Below are 14,698 nucleotides of genomic sequence, written 5' to 3' on the forward strand. Positions count from 1 at the left end.
GTTGGGCCGGCGAGCGAACCTCGGGCTGGGTCGCGGGCCGTTCGGCCGGCGTCGTCGGGCTAACCTCTGGTGACATGCCCGACGACGCGGTCACGGTGGTGCTGCCCTGCCTGAACGAGGCGGAGCCGCTACCCGCCGTGCTGGCGGCAATCCCCGCCGGCTACCAGGCGGTGGTGGTGGACAACAACAGCACCGATGACACCGCCGAGGTGGCCCGCCGCCACGGGGCCCGGGTGGTGGCCGAACCGCGGCCCGGCTACGGCGCCGCGGTTCACGCCGGAGTGGTCGCGGCGACGACGCCCATCGTGGCGGTCCTGGACGCGGACGGGTCACTGGACGCCGCCGAATTGCCGCGGCTGGTGGCCGAGCTCGACCATGGCGCCGATCTGGTTTTGGGCCGGCGCCGCCCGCTGCCGGGGGTGCGCTGGCCCTGGGTCGCGCGGCTGGGCACCACCGTGGTGAGCTGGCTGCTGCGCACCCGCTACGGCCTGCCGGTACATGACGTCGCGCCCATGCGGGTCGCCCGCCGGGAGGCTTTGCTGAGCTTGGGTGTCACCGACCGCAGATCGGGGTATCCGCTGGAACTGCTGCTCCGGGCCGCCGCCGCCGGCTGGCGCGTCGTCGAGCGCGACGTCAGGTACGGTCCCCGGATCGGCGGCACATCCAAGGTCAGCGGCTCGCTGCGGGGCAGCGTCATGGCGATCCTGGACTTCTGGAAGGCGATGTCGTGAACCTGCCGGTGACGGTGCTGGTGGTGGCGAAAGCGCCGGTGCCCGGCCGCGTCAAGACCCGGCTGGCGGCGACGGTGGGGGACCGGCTCGCCGCCGACATTGCCGCCGCCGCGCTGCTTGACACCCTCGATGCCGTGGCGAAAGCGCCGGTGGCCGGCCGGGTGGTGGCGCTCGCCGGCGAGCTGCACGCGGCCGCGGGCCTCGCGCAGCTGCGTCGGCGGCTCGCGGCTTTCACCGTGATCGAGCAGCGTGGTGGCGACTTCGCCGATCGACTGGCCAACGCCCACGCCGACACCGCCGACGGGCAACCGGTGCTGCAGATCGGGATGGATACCCCGCAGGTGACCGCGCAGCTGCTTGCCGATTGCGCGTGTCTGCTACGTGAGGCGCCGGCTGTGCTGGGGCCGGCCAGCGACGGGGGGATGGTGGGCGCTGGGGGTGCGAAGCCCGGCGACGGCGGAGTGCCTGCGCGGTGTGCCGATGTCACAGCCTGATACTGGTGTGCTGACGTTGAATGCGTTGCGGGACAACGGCATTGCTGTCAGACTGGGCCCTGAGCTGGCCGATTTCGACGTCGTCGGCGACGTCGCCGCGGTACGCGACGCCTGTGGTCCGACGAGCCGGTTCGCCCGGGTTACCCGGGCGGCGGGGCTGTGACATGCCGCGCACGCCGGCTACCAGTTGGTCACGATGATGCTGTTCAACAGCACCGCCCCCACGGCGTTAAGCGCCAGTGACACCCGCTGCCACCGCAGCGGCAGCAGTGCCGGCGCGGCGGTCAGCCAGACGCTGAACGGCAGCCAGATCCGTTCGGTTTCAGCTTTGCTCAGCCGGCTCAGGTCGGCTAACACCATAGCGGCCAGGACCGCCAGCAGCAGCAGGTGCAGGCCGGATCGGCGGCGGATCGCGGCGAGATCGAGCACCCGGCCAAGGCCGGCGACGCTGCCCAGCCCAATGGCGCACGTTGCCGCCGCCAGATTGGCCCAGCCCCAGTATCCGAAGGGCCGGTCACGAGCGATGCCCTGCCAATAGCGCCGCTGCACCAGGAGGTAGCCGTCAAACCACCAGAAGCCCGCGGCCGCAAACGCCACCGCCACCGCCGCGGCGGCCAGAGTGGCCGGGCCTGCTGCGCGCAGGACCGACCGCCGGTCGGGCGCGCAGATCAGCACGGCCGATGCCGGCAGCGCCATCAGCGTCAACCCGTAGTTGAGGAACACCGCCCACCCCAGCAGCAGGCCCGCCCCGGCCGCGGCCAGGCCGGGGAAACGAACCGCACGGTGCACCGCCACCGCCAGCAGCGCGATACCCCAGGCCGCGATCCCGGCGAAATAGCCGTCGGCGGAGACGGCGACCCAGATCGCCGTCGGCGCCACCGCGACAACCGGCGCGGCCCGCCGCGCGGTGGTTTCGCCGGCCACGGCCCGCACGGTGATCACCACCGCAGCCGCCGCGCTGGACCCGGCCAGCAGGCACAGCAGGCCCGCCCAGGCACCTCCGCGCAGGCCGATCCGGTCCAGCCACACAAATGTCAGCAGCGCCCCCGGCGGGTGCCCGGAGACGTGGGTGGTCCACGAGTTCGGCTGGGAATCGAGAATCCGCCCGGCGAACGTGCGTACCGTTTCGCCGATTCCGGTGATGCTGGGCACCTGCCACAGGTACTCGTTCTTGTCGGTCAGCCGCCCGGCGAAGCCGCGTTGCCAGCCGTCGATCATGGCCAGCGAAAACGCCCACGCACCGGCCGTGGCCCAGGTGCCGAGTGTCAGCACGGCCCAGCGAAGCCGCTGGGCGACGACCGGTCCCCACACGACGGCGGCCCCGCCGATGAGAACCGCCGGGCCGGTGCCCCAGCCGGCGTGGGCTTCCCACCAACCGGAAATCGGTGCGGCGCCGGCATGCGCGGCGAAGCGTTCCGGCGCGGCGTTGCGCAGGGCAACCACGCCCCGGTGCACGCGGGGCAGGACGAACGCGGCCGCGACCAGGACGAGCCCGAGCCCGAGCGCGACCCTCTCCCGGCGATCGACCGTCACGCCCGGCCCCGCCCCATTGCCCGGTTTCTGCTCGCGCCGCCCCGGCGGGCATCCTGGCCGGGCGAGCCCGCCGCCGCCAATCTCGCCGGACGGCCTATGGGGCCCACGGGCCGCCGCTGGCAGTGCCGCCGAACCGGCGCGTCAGCGCCGCCCGGTCCACCTTGCCGATGCCCCGCCGCGGTAGCGCGTCGACAAGGCGCAGCTCGCGCGGGGCCGCGGTGTCGTCCAGGGCGCGGGCCACGTGTGCCCGCAGCGCCTGCAGTGTCGGCGGGGCGCACCCATGGCGCACCACCACCGCGGCCACCACCCGCTGGCCCAACCGCTCGTCGGCAACCCCGAACACCGCACAGTCCTCGACCGCAGGGTGGGTGCGCAGCGCCGCCTCGACGGGCTGCGGCAGCACGGTCAGCCCGCCGGTGCTGATCGCCTCGTCGATGCGGCCCCGCACGGTCAGCGCACCCGAGTCATCGACGGTTCCGACGTCGTTAGTGTGAAACCAGCCCGGTTCGGCGAACGGGTCGGGGCGCACCGGGTTGCGATAGCCCTTGGCCAGGGTCGCGCCGCCGATCGCAATCCGCTCGCCGGCGGCGATGCGCAGCCGTACCCCGTCGAGCGGGATCCCGTCATACACACAGCCGCCGGCGGTTTCGCTCATCCCGTAGGTGCGCACCACTGGAATGCCGGCGGCGGCGGCGGCGTCCAACACCCGGGGCGGGGCCGGCCCACCGCCGATCAGCACCGCGTCCAACTCGGACAGCGCGGCCGCCGCCGCGGGGTCGGCGAGCGCCTTGGCCAGCTGCGCGGCGACCAGGGACACATATCGGCGACCGGAGCCCAGCCGTTGCACCGCCCTTGGCAATTCCGCGGCGTCAAACCCGGTGGAAACGTCCAGCTCCACCGGGGTCGTGCCGGCCAGCACGCTGCGCACCAGCACCTGCGCCCCGGCGATGTGATAGGCCGGCAGCGCCAGCAGCCAGCGACCGGTCCCGCCGAGGCGGCCGTGGGTCGCCGCCGCGCTGGCGGTCAGCGCGGCGGCGGACAGCAGCGCACCCTTGGGCGCCCCGGCCGTTCCCGACGTCGCCACCACCAGCGCGACGTCATCGTCGATGTCCTCACCTACCCGCAGGCCCGTCATCAGCGGCTCGGACCGGTGACCGGCGGGCACCGGAGCGATCGCCGGCGCGCGCCCGGACAGCACTTCTTCCAGGGCCGGCAGCATCGATGACGCTGCGGACCCCGGCGCAACGGCAAGCGCACGCAGAACGGCTATGGGGCCACCTCGCTCTCGCGGGCCCTACCGGGGGCGCAACGGGCACAGCCGGGCGGTAGCCCGGGCGCGGCGGGGCGATGGCCGGGGTGAGAAACCGGGTGCGCACGACGGGGGAATATCACGACGGGGGAATGGTACGTGCACCGGGGAAGCGTGGCGGGCCGTGGTCAACCCCGTCCGCCACGCAGCTCACCCCGGGTGTCGCGGCGCAACGGATGATCCTCGGGCACCTGGACAAAGATCAGCGTCACGCCGTCCGGGTCGGTGACATGCATCTCGTGCAGCCCCCAGGGCTCGCGGCGGGGCTCGCGGGTGATCGGCACGCGTCTGCTCTGCAGTTCGGCCCGGGTGGCGGCGAGGTCGCGCACTTGCAGCCACAACGCGCCCGGAAACGGCCCGCGGGAGTGGTCCGGCGTGCCGTAGCCGGCCAGCTCAAGTAATGACTGTCCTGCGAAAAACACTGTGCCAGAATAATATTCACGGGCTATGGCCAGCCCGATCTGGTCACGGTAAAAGCTGAGCGACCGCTGATAGTCGCTCGGCCGAAGCAACATCCGGCTGGCCAGGATCTCCATGTCCCCGTGTCTATCATGGGTGTCTGTCAGGGGTGTCTGTCCTGGGTGTCTTTCCTGGGTGTTTCACCCCGGAGGCGACGCCGGGTCGACGTGTCGCCGCCTCATCAGGGTGGTGACCCACCCGGGACCGATGCTGTCCAGCGCGTTGACGGCGACCGCGACCCGTGGGGCGATCCGGACCGGGCGGGTGCGCGCGGCGGTGACCATCCAGTTCGCGGCCTCGTGCGCGCTGAGCGCGGGCATGCCGTCGTAGGCCTTCGTCGGCGCGATCATCGGGGTCGCCACCAGCGGGTAGTACAGCGTCGTCGAATGCACTCCCTTTGCGGCCCACTCGGTCTCGATGACCCGGCTGACCGCGGCCAGCGCGGCTTTCGAGGCGTTGTACACCGAGAACAGCGGCGCGGCCTCCGAGAGCACCCCCCACGTCGCGACGTTGATGATGTGGCCGTCGCCGCGCTCGAGCATCCCGGGCGCGACCCCGCGGATCAGCCGCAGCGGGGCGTAGTAGTTGAGCACCATGGTGCGCTCCACGTCGTGCCAGCGCTGCAGCGACTCGGCCAGCGGCCGGCGGATGGACCGGCCGGCGTTGTTGACCAGGATGTCCACCCCGCCGAGACGGCGCTCGACATCGGCCACCAGCGCGTCGACGGCGTCCATGTCGGATAGATCGCAGGCGATCGCGATCGCGCTGCCGCCCCGCCGGGTGATCCGGTCCGCCACCGCGTCGAGCAGGCCTTTGCGGCGGGCGACGGCGACCACGGTGGCGCCATGCCGGGCGAATCTCTCGGCGGCCGCCTCCCCGATGCCCGAGGATGCCCCGGTGAGCAGCACACGCTTGCCGGCCAGCTCAACCGGCTTTGCCGCCGACCGGCGCAGCAGCAGTCGCGGCGCGGCCGGCGGCCGCATGCCGGCCAGCGCGAGCGCCTCGGCGACCCGGCGAAGCGGAGTCTTGCTCATGAACCGGCAGTCTATGCGGCGGGCCGGCGGGCACCCTCGGCTCGGATCACTCGGATCAGAAGTAGCGGGGAAACCGGCTCCAGTCGGGGGGGCGCTTCTGCAGGAAGGCGTCGCGGCCCTCGATGGCCTCATCGGTCATGTACGCCAGTCGCGTGGCCTCGCCGGCGAACAGCTGCTGACCCACCAGCCCGTCATCCAGCAGGTTGAACGCGTACTTTAGCATCCGTTGCGCTTGAGGGGATTTCGCGTTGATGGCCGCCGCCCACCGCAGGCCGACGGTTTCCAGGTCACGGTGATCCACGACGGCGTTGACCGCGCCCATGCGCTGCATCTCCTCCGCGGTATAGGCCCTGCCCAGGAAGAAGATTTCCCGGGCGAACTTCTGACCCACCTGACGCGCCAAGTACGCGCTGCCGTAGCCGCCGTCGAAACTTCCGACGTCGGCGTCGGTCTGCTTGAAGCGGGCGTGTTCGCGGCTGGCCAGGGTCAGGTCGCAAACCACATGCAGGCTGTGCCCGCCACCGGCCGCCCAGCCGTTGACCAGGCAGATCACCACCTTGGGCATGAACCGGATCAACCGCTGCACCTCCAGGATGTGCAACCGGCCGGCGCGCGCCGGGTCGACGGTGTCGGCGGTCTCCCCGGAGGCGTACTGGTAGCCGGTGCGCCCGCGGATACGCTGATCGCCCCCGGAGCAAAACGCCCAGCCGCCGTCTTTCGGCGACGGACCGTTGCCGGTCAGCAGCACCACACCGACGTCCGGCGACATCCGGGCGTGATCCAAAGCGCGGTAGAGCTCATCGACGGTGCGCGGGCGAAACGCGTTGCGCACCTCCGGCCGGTTGAAGGCGACTCGCACCGTGGCATCGGCGACATGGCGGTGATACGTGATGTCGGTCAGGTTGGCGAACTCGGCCTCGGAGTCCGCGACCCGCCGCCAGACGCTGGGATCAAAAGGGTTGTCGGTCAAGGCAGACCCCACCGCGACACCTCGGGGAGCATAGTGCGCACCGGCTTTCCAGACCACAGCGGCCGTACTGGTTTGCTCATGGGCATATCAGGACGTTACCGTCATCGCGGGGCAACGCTTTGGCAAGGCTACGTTTGCTGGCGAGCGCGGTTTCCGGTGTCTAGGTTGGGCTGCGTGTCCAGCTCGTCGCACCGGCATGAGCCGCATGTGGGGTCGGTCTCCGCCCGGCTGAATTGGCTGCGCGCCGGGGTGCTGGGCGCCAACGACGGCATCGTGTCGACGGCGGGCATCGTGGTCGGTGTCGCCGCGGCGACCGCGGCACGGGCTCCCGTGATGACGGCCGGAATCGCGGGGCTGGCCGCGGGCGCGGCGTCGATGGCGCTGGGCGAATACGTCTCGGTGAGCGCCCAGCGTGACACCGAGCGGGCCCTGCTGCGCCAGGAGCGCCGGGAGCTGCACGAGGATCCCGCCGCCGAGCTGGCGGAGCTTGCCGCGCTGTACGAGGCCAAAGGGCTGTCGGCGGCCACCGCGCGCGCCGTCGCCGAGGAACTCACCGATCACGATCCGATCGCCGCGCACGCCGAGGTCGAGCTGGGTTTTGATCCGTCGGAGCTGACCAACCCGTGGCAGGCGGCGCTGTCATCGGCGTTGTCGTTCGGTGTCGGCGCGCTGCTGCCGCTGATCGCCATCCTGGTCGCACCGGTCGGAGTGCGCATCCCGATCACCGTGGCGGCGGTGCTGGCGGCCCTGGGCGCCACCGGTGTGGTGTCGGCGACCCTGGGCGGGGCGCCCAAGAGTCGTGCGGTGCTGCGCAACCTCGTCGGCGGGGGCCTGGCCCTGGCGACCACCTATCTGATCGGCCATCTGGTCGGTGCGGCGATCACCTGAGCCTGGGGGTTGTCGTCCGCGGGTGCCCGTGCCGCGGCCGTTGCGTGTCGAGCGGGTGCGAGTTGGATGGTCATCGTGGTGGCAACGAATCGGGTGGGTGGGTGACCCCGGTGGGCCCGCCCCGGCGGGCCGAAGGCTCGCGGCCCTCGCTGGATGACATCCTGGACCGGTTGCACGTCGTCGCGCTGCCGATGCGGGTCCGGTTCCGCGGTATCAGCACCCGTGAAGTGGCGTTGCTCGACGGCCCGGCCGGCTGGGGGGAATTCGGCGCCTTCCCCGAGTACGGCCCGCACGAGGCCGCGCCGTGGCTGGCCGCCGCGGTGGAGTCGGCGTACCGCGCGCCACCACCGGCCCGCCGGGCGCGCATCCCCGTCAACGCCACCGTTCCGGCCGTGCCCGCCGCGCAGGTTCCGGACGTGCTGGCGCGGTTCCCCGGTGCGCGCACCGCCAAGGTCAAGGTCGCCGAACCGGGCCAGGCCCTGGCCGACGACGTCGCCCGCGTGGAGGCGGTTCGCGCCCTGGTCCCCACGGTGCGGGTCGACGCCAACGGCGGCTGGACGGTCGCGCAGGCCGCCGAGGCCGTGCGCGCGCTCACCGCGGGCGGCCCGCTGGAATATCTCGAGCAGCCGTGCGCCACCGTGGCGGAGCTCGCCGAGCTTCGGCGCCGCGTCGACGTGCCGATCGCCGCGGATGAGAGCATCCGCAAAGCCGCCGACCCGCTGCGGGTCATCCGGGCGCGCGCCGCCGATATCGCTGTTCTGAAAGTGGCCCCACTGGGAGGGATTTCAGCCGTGCTGAAGATCGCGGCCCAGATCGACATCCCGGTGGTCATCTCCAGCGCGTTGGATTCGGCGGTCGGCATCGCCGCCGGGCTGAGCGCGGCCGCGGCCTTGCCGCGCCTGGGTCACGCCTGCGGGCTGGGCACCGGCGGGCTGTTCGTCGAGGACGTTGCGGATCGGGTGCCCGTCGACGGCTCGCTGCCGGTGGCGCCGGTGACGCCGGACCCGGCGCGGCTGCACGCGCTGGGCGCCCCGCCGGGGCGACGGCGCTGGTGGCACGAGCGGGTCACGGCCTGCTACCGGCTGTTGCGCTGGTGATTGGCGATCGCGCGTGGCTGCGGCGATCGCGACCTGCGCCGGCATAGGTTTGAGGGGGGTTTGAGGGGTTTGAGTGCCGATGCGGCACGACCCGGCGAGACGGTTCTGACCCCCGGGAGCGGCACACGAGAAAGGCGCACATGAGCACACCCACGGTCCGGCGGGATTGGGCGCCGGAGGCGGTGCGGATCATCTTCGGGATCATCTGGGCGATCGACGCCTGGCTGAAGTGGCAGCCGGGATTTCGCACCACCTTCCTGCCGAACATGATCACCACCGCGGGTGCGGAGCCGCACTGGCTTGCGCCGTGGTTCGCTTTCGTCCTTCGGGTGCTGCGCACCGCGCCGCACGTGTGGCCGTATCTGGCCGCGGGTGTCGAGACGACGCTCGCGATCACGTTGCTCCTCGGGGTGGGCCGGCGCGCCGTCTACGCGGGCGGCGCCGTATATGGCATGTCGATCTGGTGCACGGCGGACGGTTTCGGCGCGCCGTATGGTCCGGGGGCCACCGACATCGGGCCGGGCATCATCTACGCGCTGGTGTTTGTCAGCCTGCTGGTGATGCTCGAGCGGGGCCACGGCGGGCATCTTGCGCTGGACGCCGTCCTCGTTCGTCGAGTCCCCTGGTGGTCCAGGCTCGCCGGACCCGTGGGCGCCGGCGCCGCCCCGGCGCCGGCGAAGACGGTGGCGGGCGTAGCGTCACGGCCATGAGGACACGTGATGACGATCCGGTGGCGCCAGCCCGGGAAAATGCCTGGGCAACCGAGGAAAGCACCGATCGGTTCGTGGCCCGGATCGCCGGGGCGATCGACAGTGCCTGCGTGACGGTGCTGGTCAGTATCGGGCATCAGACCGGCCTGTTCGACACCCTTGCCGAACTGCCACCGGCCACCAGTGCGCAGATCGCCGCGGCCGCCGGGCTCAACGAGCGTTACGTGCGCGAATGGCTGGGCGGTGCGGCCGCCGGGGGGATCGTCGACTACGACCCGGCCGCGGGGACGTACGCCCTGCCCGGCCACCGTGCCGCGGTGCTGACCCGGGCTGCCGGGCCGAAAAACCTGGCCCGGATGGCTCAGATGATTCCGATGATGGGCGAGGTCGAGCAGAAGGTCATCACCTGCTTTCGCAACGGCGGCGGATTGCCCTACAGCGAATACCCCCGGTTTCACGCCCTGATGGCCGAGCAGAGCGGCGCGGTGTTCGACGCCGCGCTGATCGACGTGATCCTGCCATTGGCCGACGGCCTGCCGCAGCGTCTGCGCGCTGGCCTGGACGTCGCCGACTTCGCTTGCGGCAGTGGCCATGCCGTCAACGTGATGGCGCAGGAGTTTCCGGCCAGCCGGTTCACCGGCGTGGACTTTTCCGAAGAAGCCGTTGCCGCGGCCAGCGCCGAGGCCGACCGGCTGGGCCTGCAGAACGCCAGGTTCGAACGCTGCGACCTGGCCGAGCTGGATCGCCCCGACGCCTACGACGTGATCACCGTGTTCGATGCGATCCACGACCAGGCCCAGCCGGCGCGGGTGCTGGCGAACATCCACCGGGCGCTGCGACCCGGCGGGGTGTTCCTGATGGCCGACGTCAAGGCGTCCAGCCGGTTGGAAGACAACATCGGCCTGCCGTTCACCCCGTTTCTCTACACGATTTCCACGATGCACTGCATGAGCGTGTCGCTGGCACACGGCGGCGCCGGGCTGGGCACGGCGTGGGGCCAGCAGGTGGCGCTGTCGATGCTCGAGGAGGCCGGATTCGCCGAGGTGCGCACGGCGGAGATCGACGACGACCCGCTCAACATCTACTACATCGCCCGCAAGTAAATCCCGCCGGGCCGGAGCCGCCCGATGAAGCACCGGCCCCGGTGCTTCACCGGGTAGCGGGCGGGTAACCGGGGTGGGCTGGCCGGGCAGTACCCTTCGTCTGCGTGACCACGTTGGCTTACGACGACCGCGGATCCGGCGAGCCCGTGGTCTTCATCGCGGGCAGTGGCGGTATGGGACGTACCTGGCATCTGCATCAGGTTCCGGCGTTCCTGGCCGCCGGATACCGCGCCATCACCTTCGACAATCGCGGGGTGGGCGCAACCGAGAACACCGACGGCTTCACGACGCAGACCATGGTTGCCGACACCGCGGCGCTGATCGAGACCCTCGGCGCGGCTCCGGCGCGCATCGTCGCGGCGTCGATGGGCGCGTTCATCGCCCAGGAACTCATGCTCACCCGGCCCGACTTGGTCAGCGCCGCCGTCCTGATAGCGACCCGGGGGCGCCTGGACCGCGCCCGCGAGTTCTTTCACACCGCCGAGGCCGAGCTGGTCGACTCCGGCGTTCGGCTGCCGAACTCGTACGACGCGAAAGTTCGCTTGCTGGAAAGCTTTTCACCTAAGACCCTGAACGATGACACCGCCGTCGCCGACTGGATCGCGATGTTCACGATGTGGCCGAGCAAGCTCACCCCGGGCCTGCGCTGCCAGCTCAACGTCACGCCGCGGGACAACCGGCTGCCGGCCTACCGGGCCATTACCGCGCCGGTGCTGGTGATCGGCTTCGCCGACGACGTGATGACCCCGCCGCATCTGGGCCGCGAGGTCGCCGACGCCATACCCAATGGCCGCTACCTGCAGATACCCGACGCCGGGCACCTCGGGTTCGTCGAGCGGCCGGAGGCGGTCAATGCCGCCGCGCTGCAGTTTTTCGCCGCCGTGCCGGCGTGAGGCCGCCCGGCTCCCTGCCACCCGTCGGGGGTGCGCCGCCATCGGTGTGTGCCACGCTGGAGTGGTGAACCCGTCCACCATGCAGGCGCGTGTCGTCGTCGACGAGCTGATTCGCGGGGGCGTCCGTGATGTGGTGCTGTGCCCGGGCTCGCGCAACGCCCCACTGGCGTTCGCACTGCAGGACGCGGACCGCCGGGGAAGGATCCGGCTGCACGTGCGCATCGACGAGCGCACCGCGGGGTATCTGGCCATCGGGCTGGCGATCGGCTCCGGCGCACCGGTGTGCGTGGCGATGACCTCGGGTACCGCGGTGGCCAACCTGGGGCCCGCGGTGGTGGAGGCCAACTACGCGCGGGTGCCGTTGATTGTGCTGTCGGCCAACCGCCCCTACGAGTTGCTCGGCACCGGCGCCAACCAGACCATGGAGCAGCTGGGCTACTTCGGCACCCAGGTCCGGGCCACCATCAGCCTGGGCCTGGCCGAAGACGCGCCCGAGCGCGTCGATGCCCTCAACGCGACGTGGCGATCGGCCACCTGCCGGGTGTTGGTGGCCGCCACCGGCGCTCGCACCGCTAACGCCGGCCCGGTGCACTTCGACATCCCGCTGCGCGAACCGCTGGTGCCCGATCAGGAACCCGATCCCGCCGACACCCGCACCCCGGGGGGGCGGCCCGGCGGGGTGCCGTGGACCTGCGCCCCGCCGGCCACCTTCGACCAGCCGCTGGAGATCGATCTGTCCCGGGACACGGTAGTCATCTGCGGACACGGCGCCGGCGCGCACCCCAACCTGGCGGGGCTGCCTACCGTCGCCGAGCCGACGGCACCGCCAGCGGATAACCCGTTGCATCCCTGGGTGCTGCCGCTGCTGCACCCCCAGCAGGTGATCATGGTCGGCCGCCCGACACTGCACCGCCCGGTGGCGGCCCTGCTGGCCGACCCGTCGGTGCCGGTGTACGCGCTGACGACCGGACCCCGCTGGCCGGACGTGTCGGGTAACTCGCAGGCCACCGGCACCCGGGCGGTCACCACCGGGGCGCCGAGCCCGGCGTGGCTGCGTCGCTGCGCGGACCTGCACCGGCAGGCGATCACGGCGGTGCGCTCCCAGCTCAAGGCCCACCCGCTGACCACGGGGCTGCATGTGGCCGCGGCCGTGGCCGACGCGCTGCGCCCGGGCGACCAGCTGGTGCTGGGCGCGTCCAACCCGGTGCGCGACGCCGCGCTGGTCGGGTTGGACACCCACGGCATCGCGGTGCGCTCCAACCGCGGTGTCGCCGGGATCGACGGCACCGTGTCCACCGCCATCGGGGCGGCGCTGGCCTACGAGCAGGCGCACGCTCGCGGGGGTGTCCCGCCCCGCACCATCGCGCTGATCGGCGACTTGACCTTCGTGCACGACAGCTCCGGGCTGCTGATCGGGCCCACCGAGCCGGTGCCGCAAAACCTGACAATCGTGGTGTCCAACGACAACGGCGGCGGCATCTTCGAACTGCTCGAGCAGGGCGATCCGCGGTTCTCCGACGTGTCTGCGCGGATCTTTGGCACCCCGCACGACGTCGATGTCGGCGCCCTATGTCGGGCCTACCATGTCGAAAGCCGCCAGATCGAGATCGACGACCTGCGGCCCGCCCTCGATGAGCCGGGTGCCGGCATGCGGGTACTGGAGGTCAAGGCCGACCGGTCCTCGCTGCGACAGCTGCATGCGGCCATCAGGGCCGCGCTGTGAGGATGTGGTGATTCGGGTTGGCTCGCCAAAAATTCTGTGGCGCATACTGATTCATGGCCATACCGGCGATCGCGACACCCCGCGCACGCTGCGCTGGATCCGGGTCGGCGTGCTGGTCGCGGCCGTGCTGGTCACGTTGCAATCGGTGCTGCTGGTGGCCGGGGCGTGGCGCAACGACCTAGCCATCGAGCACAACATGGGGGTCGCGCAAGCCGAAGTGCTCAGTGCCGGGCCGCGGCGCTCCACCATCGAATTCGTCACCCCCGACCGCGTCACCTACCGCCCGGAACTGGGCGTGCTCTACCCCTCCGAGCTATCCACCGGGATGCGGATTTACGTGGAGTATGACAAGCGAGACCCCAACCTGGTGCGGGTCCAGCACCGCAACGCCATGCTGGCCATCGTGCCGGCGGGCTCCGTCGCGCTGGTGGGCTGGTTGATCGCGGGACTTGCGCTGGTCGGGCTTGCGGTGGTGGAGAAGCGGTTGCGCCGTTAGCACGCCCCTTTGCCGCCGCGTTCGGGGCCGCGCTCCGGCCGAGACATCCACAGAGTTCGCGTCCCGTATGCCGGCCGGCAACCTCGTCGACAGCCGGTGCTGACACCGTGATGGCGTGCGCGTCGCCATCGTCGCCGAGTCCTTCCTCCCCCATGTCAACGGCGTCAGCAACTCGGTTGTCCGGATTCTCGAGCACCTGCGTCGCAGCGGGCTGGAAGCCCTGGTTATCGCACCCGACACCCCCCCGGGTGCGCCCCCCGCCGAGCGGGTTTACGACGGTATCCGGGTGCACCGCACACCGTCGCGGATGCTCCCGAAGGTGACCACGTTGCCCCTCGGCGTGCCCACCCCCCGAATCCTGCGGGTGCTACGCGGATTCGGCCCCGATGTGGTGCATCTGGCGTCCCCGGCGCTGCTCGGCTACGGCGGAATCCTGGCGGCACGGCGCCTGGGGGTGCCGACGGTTGCGGTATTTCAGACCGACGTCGCGGGTTTCGCGGCCAGCTACGGCGTCGGCACGCTGTCGCGGGCGGCGTGGGCGTGGCTGCGCCACCTGCACCGGCTCGCCGACCGCACCCTGGCCCCGTCGACGTCGGCAATGGAAAGCCTTAGCGCCCACGGTATCCCACGGGTGTATCGGTGGGCGCGCGGCGTCGACGTGGCGCGGTTCGCACCGTCGGCGCGCGACCAGGCGCTCCGGCGCCGCTGGTCGCCGGACGGCAGGCCGATCGTCGGCTTCGTGGGCAGGCTGGCACCGGAGAAGCATGTCGATCGGCTGGCGGCCCTGGCGCGCGGCACCGCCGTGCAGCTTGTCATCGTCGGCGATGGGATCGACCGCGCCAAGCTGCGATCTGCGATGCCCACAGCCGTTTTCACCGGAGCGCTGGATGGCGATGAGCTCGCCGCGGCGTATGCCAGCATGGACGTTTTCGTGCATCCCGGCGAGCACGAAACGTTTTGTCAGGTCGTGCAAGAAGCGCTGGCGTCGGGGCTGCCGGTGATCGCCCCCGACGCCGGCGGACCGCGTGACCTTGTCCGGCCGTGGCGCACCGGATTACTGCTTCCCGTCAACGAGTTCGAGGCGCGGCTGCCCGCCGCGGTCGCCCACCTGCTCGAGCAGCGAATGCGCTATTCGGTGGCGGCCCGGCGCAGTGTGCTGCACCGCGGCTGGCCCGTCGTCTGCGACGAGTTGCTCGGCCACTACGAGGCGGTGCGGGGGAGCCGGCGGGCGGCGGCCGCCTGAGGCACCGGGTAGCCT

Annotated in this window: 14 protein-coding genes and 1 pseudogene; 10 read left to right on the plus strand and 5 right to left on the minus strand. The window is 71.5% G+C overall.

Features of this window, described 5'->3' with window-relative positions; all coding sequences use genetic code 11:
• Positions 1-74 precede the first annotated feature (74 nt).
• Together MSM1_RS10135 and MSM1_RS10140 are read left to right on the plus strand one after the other, a co-directional pair.
• Entirely contained in the window at positions 75-731 is a 657-nt protein-coding gene (locus MSM1_RS10135; RefSeq protein ID WP_213441868.1) for a glycosyltransferase family 2 protein, read from the plus strand.
• Positions 728-1,388, plus strand: a pseudogene (locus MSM1_RS10140) (DUF2064 domain-containing protein). Before MSM1_RS10135 ends, MSM1_RS10140 begins: the two are co-directional and overlap by 4 nt.
• A 17-nt stretch (positions 1,389-1,405) precedes the next feature.
• Here MSM1_RS10140 and MSM1_RS10145 read toward each other — a convergent pair.
• The 5 genes from MSM1_RS10145 to MSM1_RS10165 all read right to left on the minus strand — a co-directional run bounded on the left by MSM1_RS10145 (position 1,406) and on the right by MSM1_RS10165 (position 6,530).
• Positions 1,406-2,758, minus strand: a complete 1,353-nt coding sequence (locus MSM1_RS10145; protein WP_213441870.1) for a hypothetical protein — start codon at positions 2,756-2,758, stop codon at positions 1,406-1,408.
• 94 nt (positions 2,759-2,852) lie between these two features.
• Positions 2,853-3,977: an o-succinylbenzoate--CoA ligase gene (gene menE / locus MSM1_RS10150; RefSeq protein ID WP_213441872.1), complete on the minus strand. Its 1,125-nt coding sequence runs from the start codon at positions 3,975-3,977 to the stop codon at positions 2,853-2,855.
• 218 nt (positions 3,978-4,195) lie between these two features.
• The gene (locus MSM1_RS10155) at positions 4,196-4,603 is read right to left on the minus strand and encodes a VOC family protein (RefSeq protein WP_213441874.1); all 408 of its coding nucleotides are present in this window, start codon (positions 4,601-4,603) and stop codon (positions 4,196-4,198) included.
• A gap of 63 nt (positions 4,604-4,666) precedes the next feature.
• Positions 4,667-5,560, minus strand: coding sequence for an SDR family oxidoreductase (locus MSM1_RS10160; RefSeq protein ID WP_213441876.1), 894 nt, complete (start codon positions 5,558-5,560; stop codon positions 4,667-4,669).
• Between the two features lie 55 nt (positions 5,561-5,615).
• Positions 5,616-6,530 carry a 1,4-dihydroxy-2-naphthoyl-CoA synthase gene (locus tag MSM1_RS10165; RefSeq protein ID WP_213442817.1) on the minus strand — a complete coding sequence of 305 codons (915 nt, stop codon included), beginning with the start codon at positions 6,528-6,530 and terminating at the stop codon, positions 5,616-5,618.
• A gap of 174 nt (positions 6,531-6,704) precedes the next feature.
• Here MSM1_RS10165 and MSM1_RS10170 point away from each other — a divergent pair, with 174 nt between their 5' ends.
• From MSM1_RS10170 to MSM1_RS10205, 8 genes are all read left to right on the plus strand, one after another.
• Positions 6,705-7,418: a VIT family protein gene (locus MSM1_RS10170; protein WP_213441878.1), complete on the plus strand. Its 714-nt coding sequence runs from the start codon at positions 6,705-6,707 to the stop codon at positions 7,416-7,418.
• Between the two features lie 110 nt (positions 7,419-7,528).
• On the plus strand, positions 7,529-8,515 hold the full coding sequence (locus MSM1_RS10175) for an o-succinylbenzoate synthase (protein ID WP_374101713.1): 987 nt from the start codon (positions 7,529-7,531) through the stop codon (positions 8,513-8,515).
• A 140-nt stretch (positions 8,516-8,655) separates the two neighbouring features.
• Entirely contained in the window at positions 8,656-9,225 is a 570-nt protein-coding gene (locus MSM1_RS10180; protein WP_213441880.1) for a hypothetical protein, read from the plus strand.
• A complete protein-coding gene (locus MSM1_RS10185) occupies positions 9,222-10,328 on the plus strand; it encodes a methyltransferase domain-containing protein (RefSeq protein ID WP_213441883.1) in 1,107 nt (368 codons plus the stop codon). Before MSM1_RS10180 ends, MSM1_RS10185 begins: the two co-directional genes overlap by 4 nt.
• Positions 10,329-10,432: 104 nt before the next feature.
• Positions 10,433-11,221, plus strand: a complete 789-nt coding sequence (locus MSM1_RS10190; protein ID WP_213441885.1) for an alpha/beta fold hydrolase — start codon at positions 10,433-10,435, stop codon at positions 11,219-11,221.
• Positions 11,222-11,285: 64 nt separating this feature from the next.
• Positions 11,286-12,944: a 2-succinyl-5-enolpyruvyl-6-hydroxy-3-cyclohexene-1-carboxylic-acid synthase gene (gene menD / locus MSM1_RS10195; protein WP_213441887.1), complete on the plus strand. Its 1,659-nt coding sequence runs from the start codon at positions 11,286-11,288 to the stop codon at positions 12,942-12,944.
• A gap of 10 nt (positions 12,945-12,954) precedes the next feature.
• On the plus strand, positions 12,955-13,440 hold the full coding sequence (locus MSM1_RS10200) for a DUF3592 domain-containing protein (RefSeq protein WP_307857382.1): 486 nt from the start codon (positions 12,955-12,957) through the stop codon (positions 13,438-13,440).
• A 115-nt stretch (positions 13,441-13,555) separates the two neighbouring features.
• Positions 13,556-14,683 carry a glycosyltransferase family 1 protein gene (locus MSM1_RS10205; protein ID WP_213441891.1) on the plus strand — a complete coding sequence of 376 codons (1,128 nt, stop codon included), beginning with the start codon at positions 13,556-13,558 and terminating at the stop codon, positions 14,681-14,683.
• The last annotated feature ends 15 nt before the right edge of the window (positions 14,684-14,698 follow it).

It is taken from the genome of Mycobacterium sp. SM1, assembly GCF_018361265.1.
Classification (GTDB): domain Bacteria; phylum Actinomycetota; class Actinomycetes; order Mycobacteriales; family Mycobacteriaceae; genus Mycobacterium.